The 15,169-nt window shown below is 70.0% G+C and carries 12 protein-coding genes; 2 read left to right on the forward strand and 10 right to left on the reverse strand.

Features of this window, described 5'->3' with window-relative positions; all coding sequences use genetic code 11:
• Nucleotides 1–217 precede the first annotated feature (217 nt).
• The gene (locus tag DA085_RS11490) at nt 218–1,513 is read right to left on the reverse strand and encodes a thymidine phosphorylase (protein ID WP_109473124.1); all 1,296 of its coding nucleotides are present in this window, start codon (nt 1,511–1,513) and stop codon (nt 218–220) included.
• A 120-nt stretch (nt 1,514–1,633) separates the two neighbouring features.
• Complete coding sequence (locus DA085_RS11495; RefSeq protein ID WP_109473125.1) at nt 1,634–2,209, reverse strand: NADPH-dependent F420 reductase; 576 nt, start codon at nt 2,207–2,209, stop codon at nt 1,634–1,636.
• A 154-nt stretch (nt 2,210–2,363) separates the two neighbouring features.
• On the opposite strand from DA085_RS11495, the gene DA085_RS11500 reads away from it, so the two are divergent.
• Nucleotides 2,364–2,861: a MarR family winged helix-turn-helix transcriptional regulator gene (locus DA085_RS11500; RefSeq protein ID WP_109473126.1), complete on the forward strand. Its 498-nt coding sequence runs from the start codon at nt 2,364–2,366 to the stop codon at nt 2,859–2,861.
• A gap of 126 nt (nt 2,862–2,987) precedes the next feature.
• The gene (locus DA085_RS11505) at nt 2,988–3,668 is read left to right on the forward strand and encodes a hypothetical protein (RefSeq protein WP_154402182.1); all 681 of its coding nucleotides are present in this window, start codon (nt 2,988–2,990) and stop codon (nt 3,666–3,668) included.
• Here DA085_RS11505 and DA085_RS11510 read toward each other — a convergent pair whose 3' ends face one another.
• From DA085_RS11510 to DA085_RS11545, 8 genes are all read right to left on the reverse strand, one after another.
• On the reverse strand, nt 3,669–4,064 hold the full coding sequence (locus DA085_RS11510) for a cytidine deaminase (RefSeq protein ID WP_109473128.1): 396 nt from the start codon (nt 4,062–4,064) through the stop codon (nt 3,669–3,671).
• An 11-nt stretch (nt 4,065–4,075) separates the two neighbouring features.
• Nucleotides 4,076–5,398 (reverse strand): ABC transporter permease, encoded by a 1,323-nt coding sequence (locus DA085_RS11515; RefSeq protein ID WP_109473129.1) that lies wholly within the window; start codon nt 5,396–5,398, stop codon nt 4,076–4,078.
• Nucleotides 5,395–6,645 carry an ABC transporter permease gene (locus DA085_RS11520; protein WP_109473130.1) on the reverse strand — a complete coding sequence of 417 codons (1,251 nt, stop codon included), beginning with the start codon at nt 6,643–6,645 and terminating at the stop codon, nt 5,395–5,397. The genes DA085_RS11515 and DA085_RS11520 overlap by 4 nt, the downstream gene beginning before the upstream one ends.
• The gene (locus DA085_RS11525) at nt 6,642–8,237 is read right to left on the reverse strand and encodes an ABC transporter ATP-binding protein (protein ID WP_109473131.1); all 1,596 of its coding nucleotides are present in this window, start codon (nt 8,235–8,237) and stop codon (nt 6,642–6,644) included. The genes DA085_RS11520 and DA085_RS11525 overlap by 4 nt, the downstream gene beginning before the upstream one ends.
• 103 nt (nt 8,238–8,340) lie before the next feature.
• On the reverse strand, nt 8,341–9,492 hold the full coding sequence (locus DA085_RS11530) for a BMP family lipoprotein (protein ID WP_337189781.1): 1,152 nt from the start codon (nt 9,490–9,492) through the stop codon (nt 8,341–8,343).
• 139 nt (nt 9,493–9,631) lie between these two features.
• Nucleotides 9,632–10,873 (reverse strand): amidohydrolase, encoded by a 1,242-nt coding sequence (locus tag DA085_RS11535; RefSeq protein ID WP_337189782.1) that lies wholly within the window; start codon nt 10,871–10,873, stop codon nt 9,632–9,634.
• An 83-nt stretch (nt 10,874–10,956) separates the two neighbouring features.
• A complete protein-coding gene (locus tag DA085_RS11540; RefSeq protein WP_109473132.1) occupies nt 10,957–12,540 on the reverse strand; it encodes an acyl-CoA mutase large subunit family protein in 1,584 nt (527 codons plus the stop codon).
• 4 nt (nt 12,541–12,544) lie between these two features.
• A complete protein-coding gene (locus DA085_RS11545; protein ID WP_109473133.1) occupies nt 12,545–15,169 on the reverse strand; it encodes an ATP-binding protein in 2,625 nt (874 codons plus the stop codon).

The raw sequence follows: 15,169 nt of genomic DNA on the forward strand, positions 1-15,169 counted from the left end.
ACTGCATCGAGGAGTCCTGCACCGAGGCTCTCCCGATCGCTACTTCTGTGTAACGTGAGAGGAACCTATGTGAATGGTCAAGACTTGGCAAATAGACTCTCTAAAAGTTGCCAAGTTGTTATCAAGACTTGGTCAACTGAGCCGTCTGAATGTGATCGCAGAGAGATGTCCCATCGCTGGCGCGGGAGGTCCGATCGCAGGGATGAGCGGACTGCGTTCAGCCCGCCGCGACGCGCTCGATCACGAGCGGCCCGGGCGCGGACGAGGCACCGGAGGGAGCGATGTCCCAGCCCCCGTCGAGGGCCTCCAGGGCCCGCGCGAACCGCTCCGGGGTGTCAGTGTGCAGCGTCATCAGTGGCTGCCCGGCGGAGACGGTGTCCCCTGGCTTGGCGTGCAGCACGACCCCGGCACCAGCCTGGACCGGGTCCTCCTTGCGTGCACGGCCGGCACCGAGCCGCCACGCGGCGACGCCGACCTGCAGGGCATCGAGTCGACTGAGCACGCCGTCGGCGCCAGCCGTGACCACCTGGCTCTCGCGCGCCACCGGGAGCGTGGCGTCCGGGTCTCCGCCCTGGGCCGAGATCATGGCCCGCCAGGCGTCCATCGCACGACCGTCGGCCAGCGCGTCCGCCGGGTCGACGTCCTCCACCCCCGCGGCAGCCAGCATCTCGCGGGCCAGCGCCAGGGTCAGCTCGACCACGTCGTCCGGCCCCCCGCCGGCGAGCACCTCGACACTCTCCCGGACCTCCAACGCGTTGCCTGCCGTCAGCCCGAGCGGCGTGGACATGTCGGTCAGCAGCGCGACCGTGCGCACTCCGGCGTCCGTGCCGAGGGCGACCATGGTGCGAGCCAGCTCGCCCGCCTGCTCGGCATCCTTCATGAACGCACCGGAGCCGACCTTGACGTCGAGCACCAGCGCACCCGTACCCTCGGCGATCTTCTTGCTCATGATGGAGGAGGCGATCAGGGGGATCGCCTCGACCGTGCCCGTCACATCGCGCAGTGCGTAGAGCCGCTTGTCGGCGGGCGCAAGCCCGGACCCCGCGGCGCAGATCACCGCACCAACCTCCTCGAGCTGACGCACCATCTCCGCGCTGGACAGGTCCGCCCGCCACCCGGGAACCGACTCCAGCTTGTCCAGCGTGCCCCCCGTGTGTCCCAGCCCACGGCCCGAGAGCTGCGGCACGGCAACGCCGCAGGCGGCAACGAGGGGCGCCAGCGGCAGGGTGATCTTGTCCCCGACACCGCCGGTCGAGTGCTTGTCGGCGGTGGGGCGGCTCAGACCGGAGAAGTCCATCCGCTCTCCGGAGGCGATCATGGCCGCTGTCCAGTCACTGATCTCGCGCCGATCCATGCCGTTGAGCAGGATGGCCATGGCGAGGGCGGACATCTGCTCGTCAGCGATGACTCCCCGGGCGTAGGCGTCGATCGTCCAGGCGATCTGCTCGCTGGACAGCTGCTGCCTGTCCCTCTTGGCACGGATGATGTCCACGGTGTCGAAGGATTCACTCACCCACCCATCAAACCCCACGCGGACGCGACCTGGCCACCAGACGGCTGCCGCCGCCCCGGGGAGGGCGGCGGCAGGATGGTCCCGGGTCTTCCGCGACCGCGCGGAGGTGCGGGGGCCCGGTCAGGCGATGACGCCGAACCCACCGGTCCAGGAGATCCGCTCGCTGGCGGCCAGCGTCAGCTGCAGGAAGCCCAGGGCCTCCAGCTCCCGGGCGCGCTTCAGCGCACCGGCGTCCACAGCCTTGAGCCCACCGGCCGTGACGATGCCGGCCAGGGCGGTCTTCGCATCACTGTCGCCACCGGCAATGAGCACGGTGGTCGGCAGCGGACCGACCGCACCGGAGGCGAGGGTCGCCGCGAAGGTGGTGTTGAACGCCTTGAGCACACGGGAGTCGGGCAGCTTGCCCGCGATCACCTGGGCGGCCGAGCCGTCCGCGGGGACCACCAGGGAGTCGAACGTCTCGAAGTTCAGCGGGTTCGTGATGTCGACGACGATCTTGCCGTCGAGCTGTCCGGCACGCTGCGCCAGCACCTCGTCCACCGCCGGGTAGGGCACCGCGAGGACGACGATGTCACCGGTGATGACCTGGTCGGTGTCGTTCTGGCCGAACAGCTCGACGCTGTTGCCGCCCTTGGTGACGATGCTGGAGATGGCCTGGGCCATGGAGCCGGTGCCGATGATGCTGACGTGTGACATGGGATGTTCCTCTCAATTGGTTGTTGCTTTAAGTAACGGTCCGCTGCCAACAGTTGTTCCCACAAGTTCTGCGCTAGGGTGTGACCATGACCACATCCCGACGTCTCCGCCTGATCGGCAGGGTGGGCCCGGGCCGCGCGACAGGGAGCCGCTGATGACGCACTGGCTGGACGACGAGGAGCTCTCGGTGTGGGTCCGCACGGTCGCGGTGCTCGAGCTGCTGCCCTCGCGCCTCGACTCCCACCTGCGCCGCGTCGCCGACCTCACCTACTTCGACTACTACGTGCTCGCGATGCTCTCCGAGGCCCCGGACCGCACCCTGCCGATGAGTCAGCTCGCCGCCCGCACCAACGCGACGCTCCCCCGTCTCTCCCACGTCGCCCGGCGCCTGGAGGAGCGGGGCCTGCTGGCGCGGGGACCCTCACACCACGACCGTCGCGTCACGATCGGCCGGCTGACCGACGCCGGGTGGGACAAGGTCGTGGCCACCGCCCCCCAGCACGTGGAGCAGGTCCGGCAGCTCGTCTTCGACGCGCTCACCCCTGAGCAGGTGCCGCAGCTGGCGGCCATCACCGAGCGGCTGCTGGCCGTGCTGGATCCCGACGGCCTGATGAGCGTGCCCTACTCCCGGCAGCCCGCAGAGGACGTCTGACCGCGAGCCGGGTGGGGGGGACCACGGTATGCCGTGCACCGGCCCCGTTGCCCTGTGCGCGTCGCGGCCGGCGAGCCGTCCCGCCGGACGCGTCTGCTGAGCGTGCGGGTGTGCGATCCTGAGCCGGTGAACCTGGCCCAGGCAATGAAGAGGATCGTCCCCGCCGTGCAGGACCTCAAGCGCCGGTCGCTGGACCAACCCGGCGGGGAGACCACGATGCCCCCGTCACTGATCGCGCTGCGGGACGACCGCGTGCTCGCCGTCGTGACCGCGCCCCGTCTGGCAGCCGTGCTCTCCTGTGCGCAGACCCTGGCGATCGGTCTGGCCCCACAGATGCTGGTCGTGGCGGCCCAGGTGACGCTTCCGGCCCGAGGTGCCACCGACGACGTCCCTGCCCAGGCGGAGGGCGAGGGCATCGCCTACACGACGTTCAACCGTGACCGGCAGGCCAGCCTGGCCGTGCAGCGCTATCTCGTGCGCGGTGGTGAGGTTTCCTTCGGGCCACCCGAGCGCGGACGTCCCGACGACCGCACCCTGATGGACGAGCTCGCCCGGGCGATGAGCCAGGAGTCCCTCGACCCCGCCAGGGTGGCCCGCAAGGAGGTGCCGGTGGGTGCCGGTGACAGGCCGACCTTCATCCCGGAGCCCGAGGGACGCAGGGCTCTCGATGCGGGCACGGTCAAGACCGCCTACGACAAGGTCAGGGGAATCGGTGGCACCGCCCTGTTCCTCGCGGCCGACGGCACGCACGCCACGAGGATGCTCGCGGCCGGACTGCCCCAGGAGTGCCTCCTCGGGGGAGACTGATCAGGCCAGCAGGTCCTCCGGCCCGAAGGCCTGCGGGAGGACCTGAGACATCGGCAGAACACCCTCCGGGGTCGCCAACAGGCAGTCGGCTCCCCCGTGCTCCCAGATGAGCTGCCGGCAGCGCCCGCACGGCATGATGGTCGCACCAGCGTGGTTGACACACGACACCGCCACCAGCCGGCCGCCACCCGTCGCTATCAGCTCCGAGACCATGCCGCACTCTGCGCACAGGGCGACACCGTAGCCGGCGTTCTCCACGTTGCAGCCGCCGACGACCCGCCCGTCATCGACCAGGCCTGCCACCCCGACCGGATAACCCGAATAGGGCGCGTAGGCCCGCTCCATCAGCTCCGTGGCCCGGGCCTGCAGCCCGGCCCAGTCGATCTCCTGTGCCATGTCGTGTGACCTCACTTGGTGTAGGGGACGCCCTCCGCCGCGGGTGCCCGGACTCGTCCGACGAGACCGGCGACGGCGAAGATCGTGATGACATAGGGCAGCATCGCCAGGATCTGTGAGGGCATCGGCGAGCCGATGGTGCCCAGCACGTTGCCGAGGTTCTTGGAGAAGCCGAAGAGCAGGGCTGCCACCAGGGCCCCCGTCGGGTTCCATCTGCCCAGGATCATGGCGGCCAGGGCGATGAAGCCGTTGCCGGCCGACATCTCACGGCCGAAGGCGAGCCCGCTGCCGATCGTGAAGAACGCCCCACCCAGACCCGCGATGGCACCCCCGAGGATGCTGTTCCAGACGCGTCGCTTGTTGACGTGGATACCCACCGTGTCCGCGGCCTTGGGATGCTCACCGACCGCTCGCGTGCGCAGGCCCCAGCGGCTCCGGAAGAGCATGACCTGCAGGATGATCACGGTGGCATACATCAGGTACACCAGGATCGTCTGCCGGAACAGCACCGGGCCGACGATCGGGATCTGGCTCAGCAGCGGGATCTCGATGATCCCGAGCGGCTGGCGGGCGTTCCAGGTCTCCCGGTTGTCCGCGAGGAGCGTGGAGAAGAAGAAGCTGGTCAGTCCGAGCACCAGCGTGTTGAGCACCACGCCGATGATGATCTGGTTGACGTGGTACCTGACGGCGAACCACGCCAGCAGTGCCCCGACCAGGGCACCCGCGATCGGCGCCGCGACCAGGCCCAGGTAGGGCTGGGTCGCGAGCGAGGCCACCACCGCCGCGGCGAAGGCCCCGAAGAGGAGCTGGCCCTCGATGGCGATGTTGATGATGCCGGATCGCTCACACACGACCCCGGACATGGCCCCGAAGATGAGCGGCACCGACAGGGCGAGCGCACCGGCGAGCAGCGAGGTCACCGGGATGACCGAGGTCTTGCCCGCACCTGCCCAGGTGAGGAAGGCCACGACAAAGGACAGGCCCACGACGATGTGCAGCCACACCGGGACGGTCCGGCGAGCGGCTGTCAGCACGTACGCGTACACCGCGGCACCGGCCATGAGGACCGTCAGGACGATGATGCTCAGCAGCGACGGGACGCTGAAGTTGGGGATGGTGAACCACTGGTCGCCGTAGCGCGACTGGAACTCGGTCGACTGGCCCCAGACACCATCGCGTCGGAACAACGTGCCCGCGAGCCCGAGGAGCGACACGGCGGCCAGCACCGCGTAGATCACCGGGATGCGGTAGGAGATCCGACCGAGGACCGGGCCGCCGGTGGGCAGGTCGTCGACGGGTGTTCCGGCGGTCACGGGGACGACGGGCGTGGTCACGCTGCGGCCTCCTTGGTGGCGGCCCGGGACGCCCTGGGCGGCGCGTCAGGATCGGGGAGTCGGAAGATCGCGCGCACCAGAGGGGGCGCGGCGATGAGCAGGACGATCACGGACTGGACCACGAAGACGATGTCGATCGGCGTCGGGGTCACCGACTGCATGAGGGTGCCGCCGGCCTGGAAGGCTCCGAAGAGGAGGCCGGCCAGGAAGGTGCCCAGCGGTCTGGATCGGCCGAGGAGCGCCACGGTGATCGCGTCGAAGCCGTAGGTCGCGGCGACACCCGCGGTCAGCGACCCGCCACCGACGAGCACCTGGGAGGTGGCGGCCAGCCCGGCGAGGGCACCGGCGATGACCATGGTCAGCACGGTGATCCGCCCCACCGACATGCCGGCGGTCCGCGCGGCGTGCGGGTTGGCTCCCGCGGCACGGATCTCGAAGCCGATCGTCGAGCGGTCCAGCAGCCACCACACGAAGATCGTGGCGAGGATGGCCACCACGAAGCCCCAGTGCAGACGGAAGGTGTTGCCCGGGAAGAGCGCGTCAGGGATCAGCGGCGGATAGGCCGCGCTGGAGTCGATCTGGGGGCTGCGCAGTCCGGTGCCGCTGGCATTGAACCTGCCGAGGGTGAGCACATAGGCGATGAGACTGACCGCGATCCAGTTCAGCATGATCGTCACGATCACCTCGTTGGCACCGGTGCGGGCCTTGAGGATGCCGGGGATGAAGCCCCAGAACGCTCCACCGAGCGCGCCGCCCAGGATGCACAGCAGCAGGTGCACCACGGGTGGGAGGTCGAAGGCGAAGCCGACATAGGCAGCGAGGATGCCGCCCACGATGATCTGGCCCTGGGCGCCGATGTTGAACAGGCCGGCACGGAAGCCGACGGCGATGCCGAGTCCCGCCAGGATCAGCGGGATCGCGAACGTCATCGACTCCGTGAGGGGACGGACCTTGCGGTTGAGGGTGTCGGCCTCGTAGTCGAAGACCGCACCGCGGAAGAGCGCCTTGTAGGCCTCGCTGACCGCCTCCCAGGAGGCGGCGAGGAAGTCGCTGGGCCGGGCGAAGACATAGCTGACGGTCGTGGCGACCTGCTCGTCGGCGAAGGCGATCAGCACCCCACCGATAGCGAGGGCGATGACCACCGCCAGGAAGGAGATGACGACGTCGCCACCGACGATCTGGCGCAGGACCGACGACCCGGTCCGGGGAGACGTGGCCGCGTGGCCCGGAGTGCTCGAGTCGCTCACGTCAGGTCCTTCCCCTCGGCCGCGGCGTCGGCGCTGGCGAGCACGGACCGGTGACCGGCCGCCTGCTGCACAGCGTCCTCCAGCGGCACACCGGCCATCATCAGGCCGAGCGCATCGCGGTTGATGCCGTCTGCTCCGGCCTCGGCGGCGTCGATGATGCCGACGATCCGGCCGCGGTACATCACGGCGACCCGGTCGGCCAGGGCGAGCACCTCGTCGAGCTCGGTGGAGACGATGATCACCGGTGTCCCCTGGTCGCGCTCGGCGACGATCCGTTTGTGCACGAACTCGATCGAGCCGACATCCAGGCCGCGGGTCGGTTGGGAGGCGACCAGGAGGCGTAGCGGACGGGACATCTCCCTGGCCAGGACCACCTTCTGCGCGTTGCCCCCGGAGAGGGTGGAGATCGGGTCGTCGATGTGCGTGAGCCGCACGTCGAACTCCTTGGTGCGGGCCTCGGCGTTCTGCGCGATCCGGTCGAGGTTCAGCGAGACACCCCGGGAGAACTCGTCCGTGGAGTAGAGGTCCAGCACCAGGTTCTCGGCGATCGAGAAGCTGGCGACCACGCCGTCGGTGGACCGGTCCTCCGGCACGAACCCGAGCCCCGACCGCAGGCGCTGCCGGACGGTCCTGCCCAGCAGCTCCTCCCCGTCGAGGCTCACAGAACCGGCTGCGGCCTCCTCGATCCCGAGGATCACTTCCGCGAGCTCGGTCTGCCCGTTGCCCTGCACGCCGGCGATGGCCAGGATCTCGCCGCCGTTGACCTCGAAGGTGACGCGGTCCACGACGGGTGTGGACCCGTTGAGGACGGTGAGGTCCGAGACGACCAGCCCGTGGTCACGCACCTCTGCAGGGGACTTCTCGACTGAGAGGTTCACCGATCGACCCACCATCAGCGAGGCGAGCTCGGTCTCGGTGGACTCCGGGCTGGCCTCCCCCACGACCTTGCCACGCCGGATGACGGTGATGCGGTCGGCGACCGCCCGCACCTCACGCAGCTTGTGCGTGATGAACACGATGGAGGTGCCGGCCGCCTTGAGCTCGCCCATGATCTTGATGAGCTCGTCGGTCTCCTGCGGGGTGAGGACGGCTGTCGGCTCGTCCAGGATCAGGATCTGCGCATCGCGGGACAGTGCCTTGATGATCTCGACCCGCTGCTGCACACCGACCGGCAGGTCCTCGATGAGGGCGTCCGGGTCGACGTCGAAGCCGAACCGTTCGGAGATCTCCTGCACCTTGCGGCGCGCGGAGGCAAGGTCGAGGATCCCCGCCGGTCCGGCGGGCTCGTAGCCGAGCGCGACCGACTCGGCCACGGTGAACACCGGGACGAGCATGAAGTGCTGGTGCACCATGCCGATGCCCGCGCGAACCGCATCGCCGGGACCTGGAAAGGTGACCGGCTCGTCGTCCAGGAGGATCTGGCCGTCGTCGGGGTCATAGAGGCCGTAGAGCACGTTCATCAGGGTGCTCTTGCCGGCCCCGTTCTCACCCAGGAGGGCGTGGATCTCGCCGGGTTCGACGATGAGGTCGATGTGGTCGTTGGCCACCAGCGATCCGAAGACCTTGGTGATCCCGCGCAGTTCGAGCTTCATCGCTCCTCGGCTCTATCGGTGTGGTTGCGGGACAGCGTAGCGGCCCAGCCAGAGGTGGCTGGGCCGCTACAGCGGAGGTTGTGGCCCTTCCGTACGCGGTGCGTCAGGGGGCGTTGGGCGACTCGATCACGAGCTCGCCGGACTTGATCTGCTCCTCGTACTCCGCCAGCTTGTCCTTCAGCTCCTGCGGGACCGCGTCCTCGAAGTCGTAGAACGGAGCCAGGCTGACTCCACCGTTCTCCAGGGTGCCGACGTAGGGCTCGTTGGTGAACGATCCCTCGACGCTCTCCTGGATCGTGGCCTCCACGGCCGGACCCATGTCCTTGAGCACGGAGGTGAGGATCAGGTCGCCGTACTCGGTCGTCACGTAGCCGTCCGAGTCGACCCAGATCAGCTTGGTGTCGGTGCCCTCGGCGACGGAGGCGGTGCCCAGGCCGACCGGGCCGGCGACCGGCATGATGATGTCCGCGCCCTGGGAGATGAACTGCTCACCCAGCGAGGCGCCCTGGGACTGGTCGTCGAAGGAGTTGGCGAAGGAGCCGTTCTGCGCCTCCTTGTCCCAGCCCAGGAGCTCCACGGCGGTGCCGTTGTCCTCGTTGTACTGGTTGACGCCGTCGGAGAAGCCGTCCATGAAGATCTGGACCGAGGGGATCGGCAGGCCGCCGTAGGTCGCAACCTTGTCCGTCTCGGTCATCCCTGCGGCCAGGTAGCCGGCAAGGAACGCCGCCTCGGAGGTGTTGAAGAGGATCGGCTTGCCGTTGTCGAGCTCGACCGGGGCGAAGTTCTCGTCGGAGAAGCCGGAGTCGAGCAGACCGAAGGTCGTCTCCGGGTTGGCCTCGGCGGCGGCCTGGATGGCGTCCTCCAGGAGGAAACCCACCCCGATGACGAAGTCACAGTCCTGCTGGACCATGGCGTCGATGTTGGGGCCGAACTCGGCGTCGGAGTTGGACTCCGCCTCGGCCTTGGTGATGCCCAGGTTCTTCTCGGCGGCGAGCAGGCCCGAGTAGGCACCCTGGTTGAACGACTGGTCGTCAAACCCACCGGCGTCAGAAACCATGCACGCCTTGAAGTCCGCGTTGTCGCCGCCAGCAGCGGCGGTCTCACCCTCGCTGTCGCCGGTCTCGGTGCCACCGTCACCGCCCGCGGTGCTGCCGGCGTCAGGGGTGGTCTCGGTTTCCTCGCTCGGGGCCTCGCCACACGCAGCAAGAACCATGACGGCGGCCGCACTCACAGCGGCGATCTTGAAGACCCGCACGGGGCACTCCTTCGGGTATGGGGACGTAGATCACGCGAATGCTACCCCGTGGTAGGCACGCCGGAACCCTGTCAAGTCACCAGATGGCCAGATGGTGTCCGATTCGTGACCTTGGGGTGTCCGCACCCCCTGCGACCCGCTAGACGAGACCGTCCGGACCGACCGAGCTGAGGACGGAGGCGGCGAGGAACTTGCCCGCGATGACCACCGACTCCTCGTCGACGACGAGGTCACCCTGGTGCAGCTCGTGGGTCTCGCCGCCGGGCGTGCGGGTGCCCAGCCGCGCCATCGCCCCGGGGACGTCGGTGAGCAGCCACCCCAGGTCCTCCCCACCCAGTGACTGCCTGGTCGGCACCACCGCCGCGGGGCCGAACACCGCACCGGCGGCGGCCGTCATCGCCGAGATGGCCGCGGGGTCGTTGTCGACCGGTGGGACCCCTCTGACGTGCCGGACCTCCGCGCGCACCCCGTAGGGGCTCACGACGGCGTGCACGATCTCCTCGATCAGCGGCCCGGTGGTCGACCAGGTCTCTGAGTCCAGCATCCGCAGCGTCCCGACGCACTCTCCGCGCGAGGGGATCACGTTGGCGACTGCGCCGGCGCGGACGGCCCCCCACACCAGAGCGGTGCCGGAGCGCGGGTCCAACCGACGCGACAGTGCGGCAGGCACATCCGTGAGGACCTTGCCCAGGGCGAACGTCAGGTCCTGGGTCAGGTGCGGGCGGGAGGTATGGCCGCCCCGGCCGGTCAGCGTCACGTGGACGGAGTCGGACGCCGCGGTGACGGGCCCCACCTTGAGACCGATCGTGCCCACGTCGATCGACGGGTCGCAGTGGACCGCCAGGACGCGGTGGACCCCCTTCATCCACCCGTCCTCGACCACCTTGAGGGCGCCGCCCGGGATCGACTCCTCGGCCGGCTGGAAGATCAACCGGACGCCGACCGACATCACCTCTAGGCGTTCCTGCAGGGTGGCCAGCGCGAGTCCGGCCCCGAGAACGCCCACGGTGTGCACGTCGTGGCCGCAGGCGTGGCACACGCCCTGCTGCCGCGAGGCGAAGGGCAGGCCCGTCTCCTCCTCCACCGGCAGTGCGTCGAGGTCGGCCCGCAGGGCGATCCGGACGCGCGGCTCCGCCGCACCGAAGTCCGCGACGGCACCGCTGCCGGGCATGGCACGCACCGGCACGCCCGCAGCCTCGAGGCGTTCGATGACCACCGACGTGGTCCGGTGCTCCTGCCAGGACACCTCGGGGTGGGCGTGGAGGTCGCGGCGCAGCGCGAGCAGCTCGTCGCGACGGGACTCCACGGCAGCCACGACGTCCTCGATGAGGTCGTCGGTCGCGGGGACGGGGGCGGCGGGTGGGGTCTCGTGCAGCGTCACGCGGGTCTGGTCCTGGGGTCGTGGTGGATCGGGGGCCGGTAGGCCACGTTACCCGTAGCGGCCGGAACGGAGGGGGTTGCGCCTCAGAAGTGCTCGGTCGGGACGTACTGGCCCCACACCTCGCGCAGGGCGTCCGCGACCTCGCCGCCCGTGGCCCTCACGCGGAGTGCCTCCCGCATCGGGACGAGCACGTTGTCGGTCGTCTCCGCCGCGGCCCGGACGGCGTCCAGGGCCCTCGTCACCGCGGCACCGTCGCGCTCGGCGCGCAGGGCGGCCAGTCGCTCGCGCTGGGCCTCCTCGATCGCGGGGTCGACGCGCAGGGGCTCATACGGCTCCTCCACCTCGGAGGTGAACCGGTTGACGCCGACGACCACGCGCTCACCGGAGTCGATCTCCAGGGCGGTGTCATAGGCGGCGCGCTCGATCTCGGTCTTCTGGAAGCCCTGCTCGATGGCCCCCACGGCGCCGCCACGGTCCTCGACCGCCTGGATCAGCTCGAGCGCGGCCGCCTCGATCTCGTCGGTCATGCTCTCCACCACGTAGGACCCTGCAAACGGGTCGACCGTCGACGTCACGTCGGTCTCGAACGCCAGCACCTGCTGGGTCCGCAACGCCAGTCGCGCTGCCTTGGTCGTCGGGAGCGCGATGGCCTCGTCGTAGGAGTTGGTGTGCAGCGACTGGGTGCCGCCCAGGACGGCGCCCAGCCCCTGCAGCGCGACTCTGACCAGGTTCACCTCCGGCTGCTGGGCGGTCAGCTGGACACCGGCGGTCTGGGTGTGGAACCGCAGCATCATCGACCTGGGGTTCTGCGCGCCGAACTCCTCCTTCATGATCCGCGCCCAGAGGCGTCGGGCCGCCCGGAACTTGGCGACCTCCTCCAGCAGGGTGGTGCGCGCGACGAAGAAGAAGGACAGTCGTGGAGCGAAGTCGTCGACCCCCAGGCCCGCGGCCAGTGCCGCGCGGACGTACTCCTTGGCGTTGGCCAGGGTGAAGGCGATCTCCTGGACCGGGGTGGCACCGGCCTCCGCCATGTGGTAGCCCGAGATGGAGATGGTGTTCCAGCGGGGCAGCTCGGTGTGGCAGTACGCGAAGATGTCGCTGATCAGACGCAACGACTGGGACGGCGGGTAGATGTAGGTACCGCGGGCGATGTACTCCTTGAGCACGTCGTTCTGGATGGTGCCGGTCAGCGCGGTGCCCGGCACACCAGCCTCCTCGGCGACCAGCTGGTACATGAGCAGCAGCGAGGAGGCCGGGGCGTTGATCGTCATCGAGGTGGAGACCTCGTCCAGGGGCAGGCCACCGAAGAGGACCCGCATGTCATCGATCGAGTCGATGGCCACGCCGACCTTGCCGACCTCACCAGAGGCGCTCGGGTGGTCCGAGTCGTATCCCATCTGGGTCGGCAGGTCGAACGCGACCGAGAGGCCGCCGGTGCCGTGCGCCACCAGCTCGTGGTAGCGGGCGTTGGACTCCGCTGCGGTGCCGAACCCGGCATACTGCCGCATCGTCCAGGGCCGTCCGGTGTACATCGTCGGGTAGACGCCGCGCGTGTACGGGTAGGAACCGGGCTCGCCGAGCCTCTGCTCGAGGTCGCGACCAGCGGTGTCTGCCGGACGGTAGACGGGTTTGATCTCGAACCCGGACTCGCTGCGCGCACCAGACATGGGGTCAGGGTACTGGTCGCCGCTCGCCGGCCGACCGGACTGCCGGCGGCTCCTCCGTGGTCAGGGCGGCCAGTCCGTGGGCGAACGCGTCCTCGAGCGTCCGGTCGGCACCCGCACCGACCGCGGCCTCCCACGCCTCACCCAGCCGGTCGCGCGCCGGCGCCAGCAGCCGCTCGAGGCGCTCCAGATCCGGGCCGACGCGCGGCAGGACCGCAGCATCACGCCCGCTGCGGGCGGCGCCCACGAGGGCTGCTGCCACGTCATCCAGCTGCCTGGCGACGCAGACGCACGCCAGGTTCTCGACCACCTCCAGCGAGAGGTCCGTGTCGCCCAGCTCCAGGGCGGCCGTGCCGTGCTCGCGGAGCACCCGGCCGGCGCCGGCGCTGTCGCCGGCGACCAGGAGTGCCGTGGCGATGTTCACGTGATCGGCGAAGATGCCCCAGGGGTCACCCAGCGTGGTGTCCAGCTCCAGCACCTCCCGGAAGAGACGCAGCGACTCCTGCGGGTCGCCGAGGTCCAGCTCGAGCAGGGCCAGGTTGGACTTGGCGTTGACCTGTAGCTGCGGGTTCGCTGACCTGCTCGCCAGCACGATGGCCTCCCGGAACAGGACTCCGGCCTCACGTGCGTCACCCTGTACGCGCCGGGCGAGCGCCAGGCTGTTGAGGGCCACCGAGGTCCGGTCGGTGTCTCCGGCCGAGCGCCAGGCTGCAAGGGTGCGGCGCAGCATGCTCTCTGCCTCCGCCACCCTTCCCTGCTGCATCAGCATGATCGCCACGCCGTGCAGTGCCCGGTTGACCACGGGCCCGTCCAGCCCCGCCGAGGCGCGCTGCACCTGCGAGAGCCAGCGCGCGCCCTCGGTGGCGTAGCCGCACGAGTACCAGTAGAACGACAGGTCGGCACAGAGCCGCAGACCCGTGGCCGCGTCCGGACTGTCGGGCTCCAGCGCGTGCTCCAGCACCCGACGGAACAGCGGGTGGCGGCGCCCGAGCTGGTCCCGCGCGCTGAGGTGACGAGGGCTGCGCAGACCGGCAGCGACCTCCTCGACCCAACCGCGCACGTGCTCGGCCAGCCGGGAGCGCACCACAATCTGCTCGTCGGGGTCGTCGGCAAGACGGTGGGCAGCGTAGGTGCCGATCACGTGCAGCAATCGGAACTCGGGCTCGCCCCCGGGGGCCTCCACCGTCCGGACCAGGCTGGCCTCCACCAGGTCGAGCAGCTGGTCGATCGCCTCGTCCTCCGCCACGTCGAGCACTGCTGCCGCGTCGCCCACGCCGAACCCGCCGGCGAGGGCGCCGAGGCGGCGGAACGCGGTCGCGCCCGCCGGAGACAGCAGGTGGTAGCTCCAGTCGAGCACCGCGGTCAGCGATCGCTGGCGTTCGGGCACATCATGGGCGCGGCTGCGCAGGTCCAACCCGCCGGAGAACCGGTCCAGCATGGCTCGGGGTGTCAGGAGCTGGCCACGTGCCGCGAGGAGCTCGATCGCCAGGGGAAGCCCGTCGACCCGCTCGCACAGCTGACGCACCACGGCCCGGTCGGCCACGTGGTCCGGACGGACAGTGGCCAGCCGCTGGAGGAAGAGCTCGACCGCGTCATCCGGACCGAGCGGCGGCACCGGCACGAGCCGCTCCCCCACGACGTGGACCGGACGCCGTGAGGTCAGCAGCAGCTCCGGGGCAAGCGTCCGGTTCAGCAGCTGCGTGATCACCTGGTGGATGTCAGGCAGCTGCTCGAGGTTGTCGAGGACGAGGAGCAGGTCCCGGTCGCGCAGCCACGCCAACAGGTCGCCGCGCTCGCGCTCGGAGGCCGGGATCCCGGTGGCGTCGGCGATGGCTGTCCACACGTCCTCGGTGCTGCGCGTCTCGGCCAGACCGACGTAGAACACTCCGTCACGGACCCGTTCGGCGCAGCGCTCGGCCACGGCGATGGCCAGGCGGGTCTTGCCCACGCCACCGGGGCCGAGGAGTGTGACGAGTCGGAGGTCGCTGTCGAGCAGGAGACGGGCCACGTCACCCACCAGGTCCTCGCGCGCCACCAGCGGCGTGGCTGGGCGCGGGAGGCTCGCGGGGGCGCCCATGGTGCGCACCGGGCGGTCCTCCTCCACCAGGTCGGGGACCACGAGCCTGAGCAGGTGCTCGGGCTCGCTGATGTCCTTGAGACGGTGCCGGCCGAGGTCCCGGACGGTGGCACTGACCTGGCCCTCAGCGAGGGCCCAGGTCGCCGGGGTCAGCACGATCTGACCTCCGTTGGCTGCCGCTGCCACCCGGGCGGCCCGATGGACGTCCATGCCGATATAGCCGTCCTCGTGCCGGTCCGGCTCGCCGGTGTGCAGGCCCATCCGGACCCGGAGGTGGCCGCCGCCCCCGACCGTCACATCCCGCAGGGCACGTTGCGCCTCGATCGCGGCCCGCACCGCCTCGCCCGCGGAGGCGAACACCACGTAGAAGCTGTCGCCCTCGGTGCCCATCTCGTGCCCGTGGTGCGTCTGCACGGCACGACGGATGATCCGCCGCTGCTCCGAGAGGACCTCGCGGTAGCCGGCACCGAGCCGGTGGAGCAGCTGGGTCGAACCCTCGATGTCGCTGAAGAGCATGGTGATCGTGCCCTCGGGCAACCCCGGGCCGGTCGACAA

The organism is Ornithinimicrobium cavernae, assembly GCF_003121625.1.
In the GTDB taxonomy this organism is placed as follows: Bacteria; Actinomycetota; Actinomycetes; order Actinomycetales; family Dermatophilaceae; genus Ornithinicoccus; species Ornithinicoccus cavernae.

Excerpts from the sequence above, each read along its gene's own strand:
- DA085_RS11495 (WP_109473125.1), bottom strand. The coding sequence starts at position 2,209 with ATGTCACACGTCAGCATCATCGGCACCGGCTCCATGGCCCAGGCCATC.
- DA085_RS11500 (WP_109473126.1), top strand. The coding sequence starts at position 2,364 with ATGACGCACTGGCTGGACGACGAGGAGCTCTCGGTGTGGGTCCGCACG.
- DA085_RS11510 (WP_109473128.1), bottom strand. The coding sequence starts at position 4,064 with ATGGCACAGGAGATCGACTGGGCCGGGCTGCAGGCCCGGGCCACGGAG.
- DA085_RS11525 (WP_109473131.1), bottom strand. The coding sequence starts at position 8,237 with ATGAAGCTCGAACTGCGCGGGATCACCAAGGTCTTCGGATCGCTGGTG.
- DA085_RS11540 (WP_109473132.1), bottom strand. The coding sequence starts at position 12,540 with ATGTCTGGTGCGCGCAGCGAGTCCGGGTTCGAGATCAAACCCGTCTAC.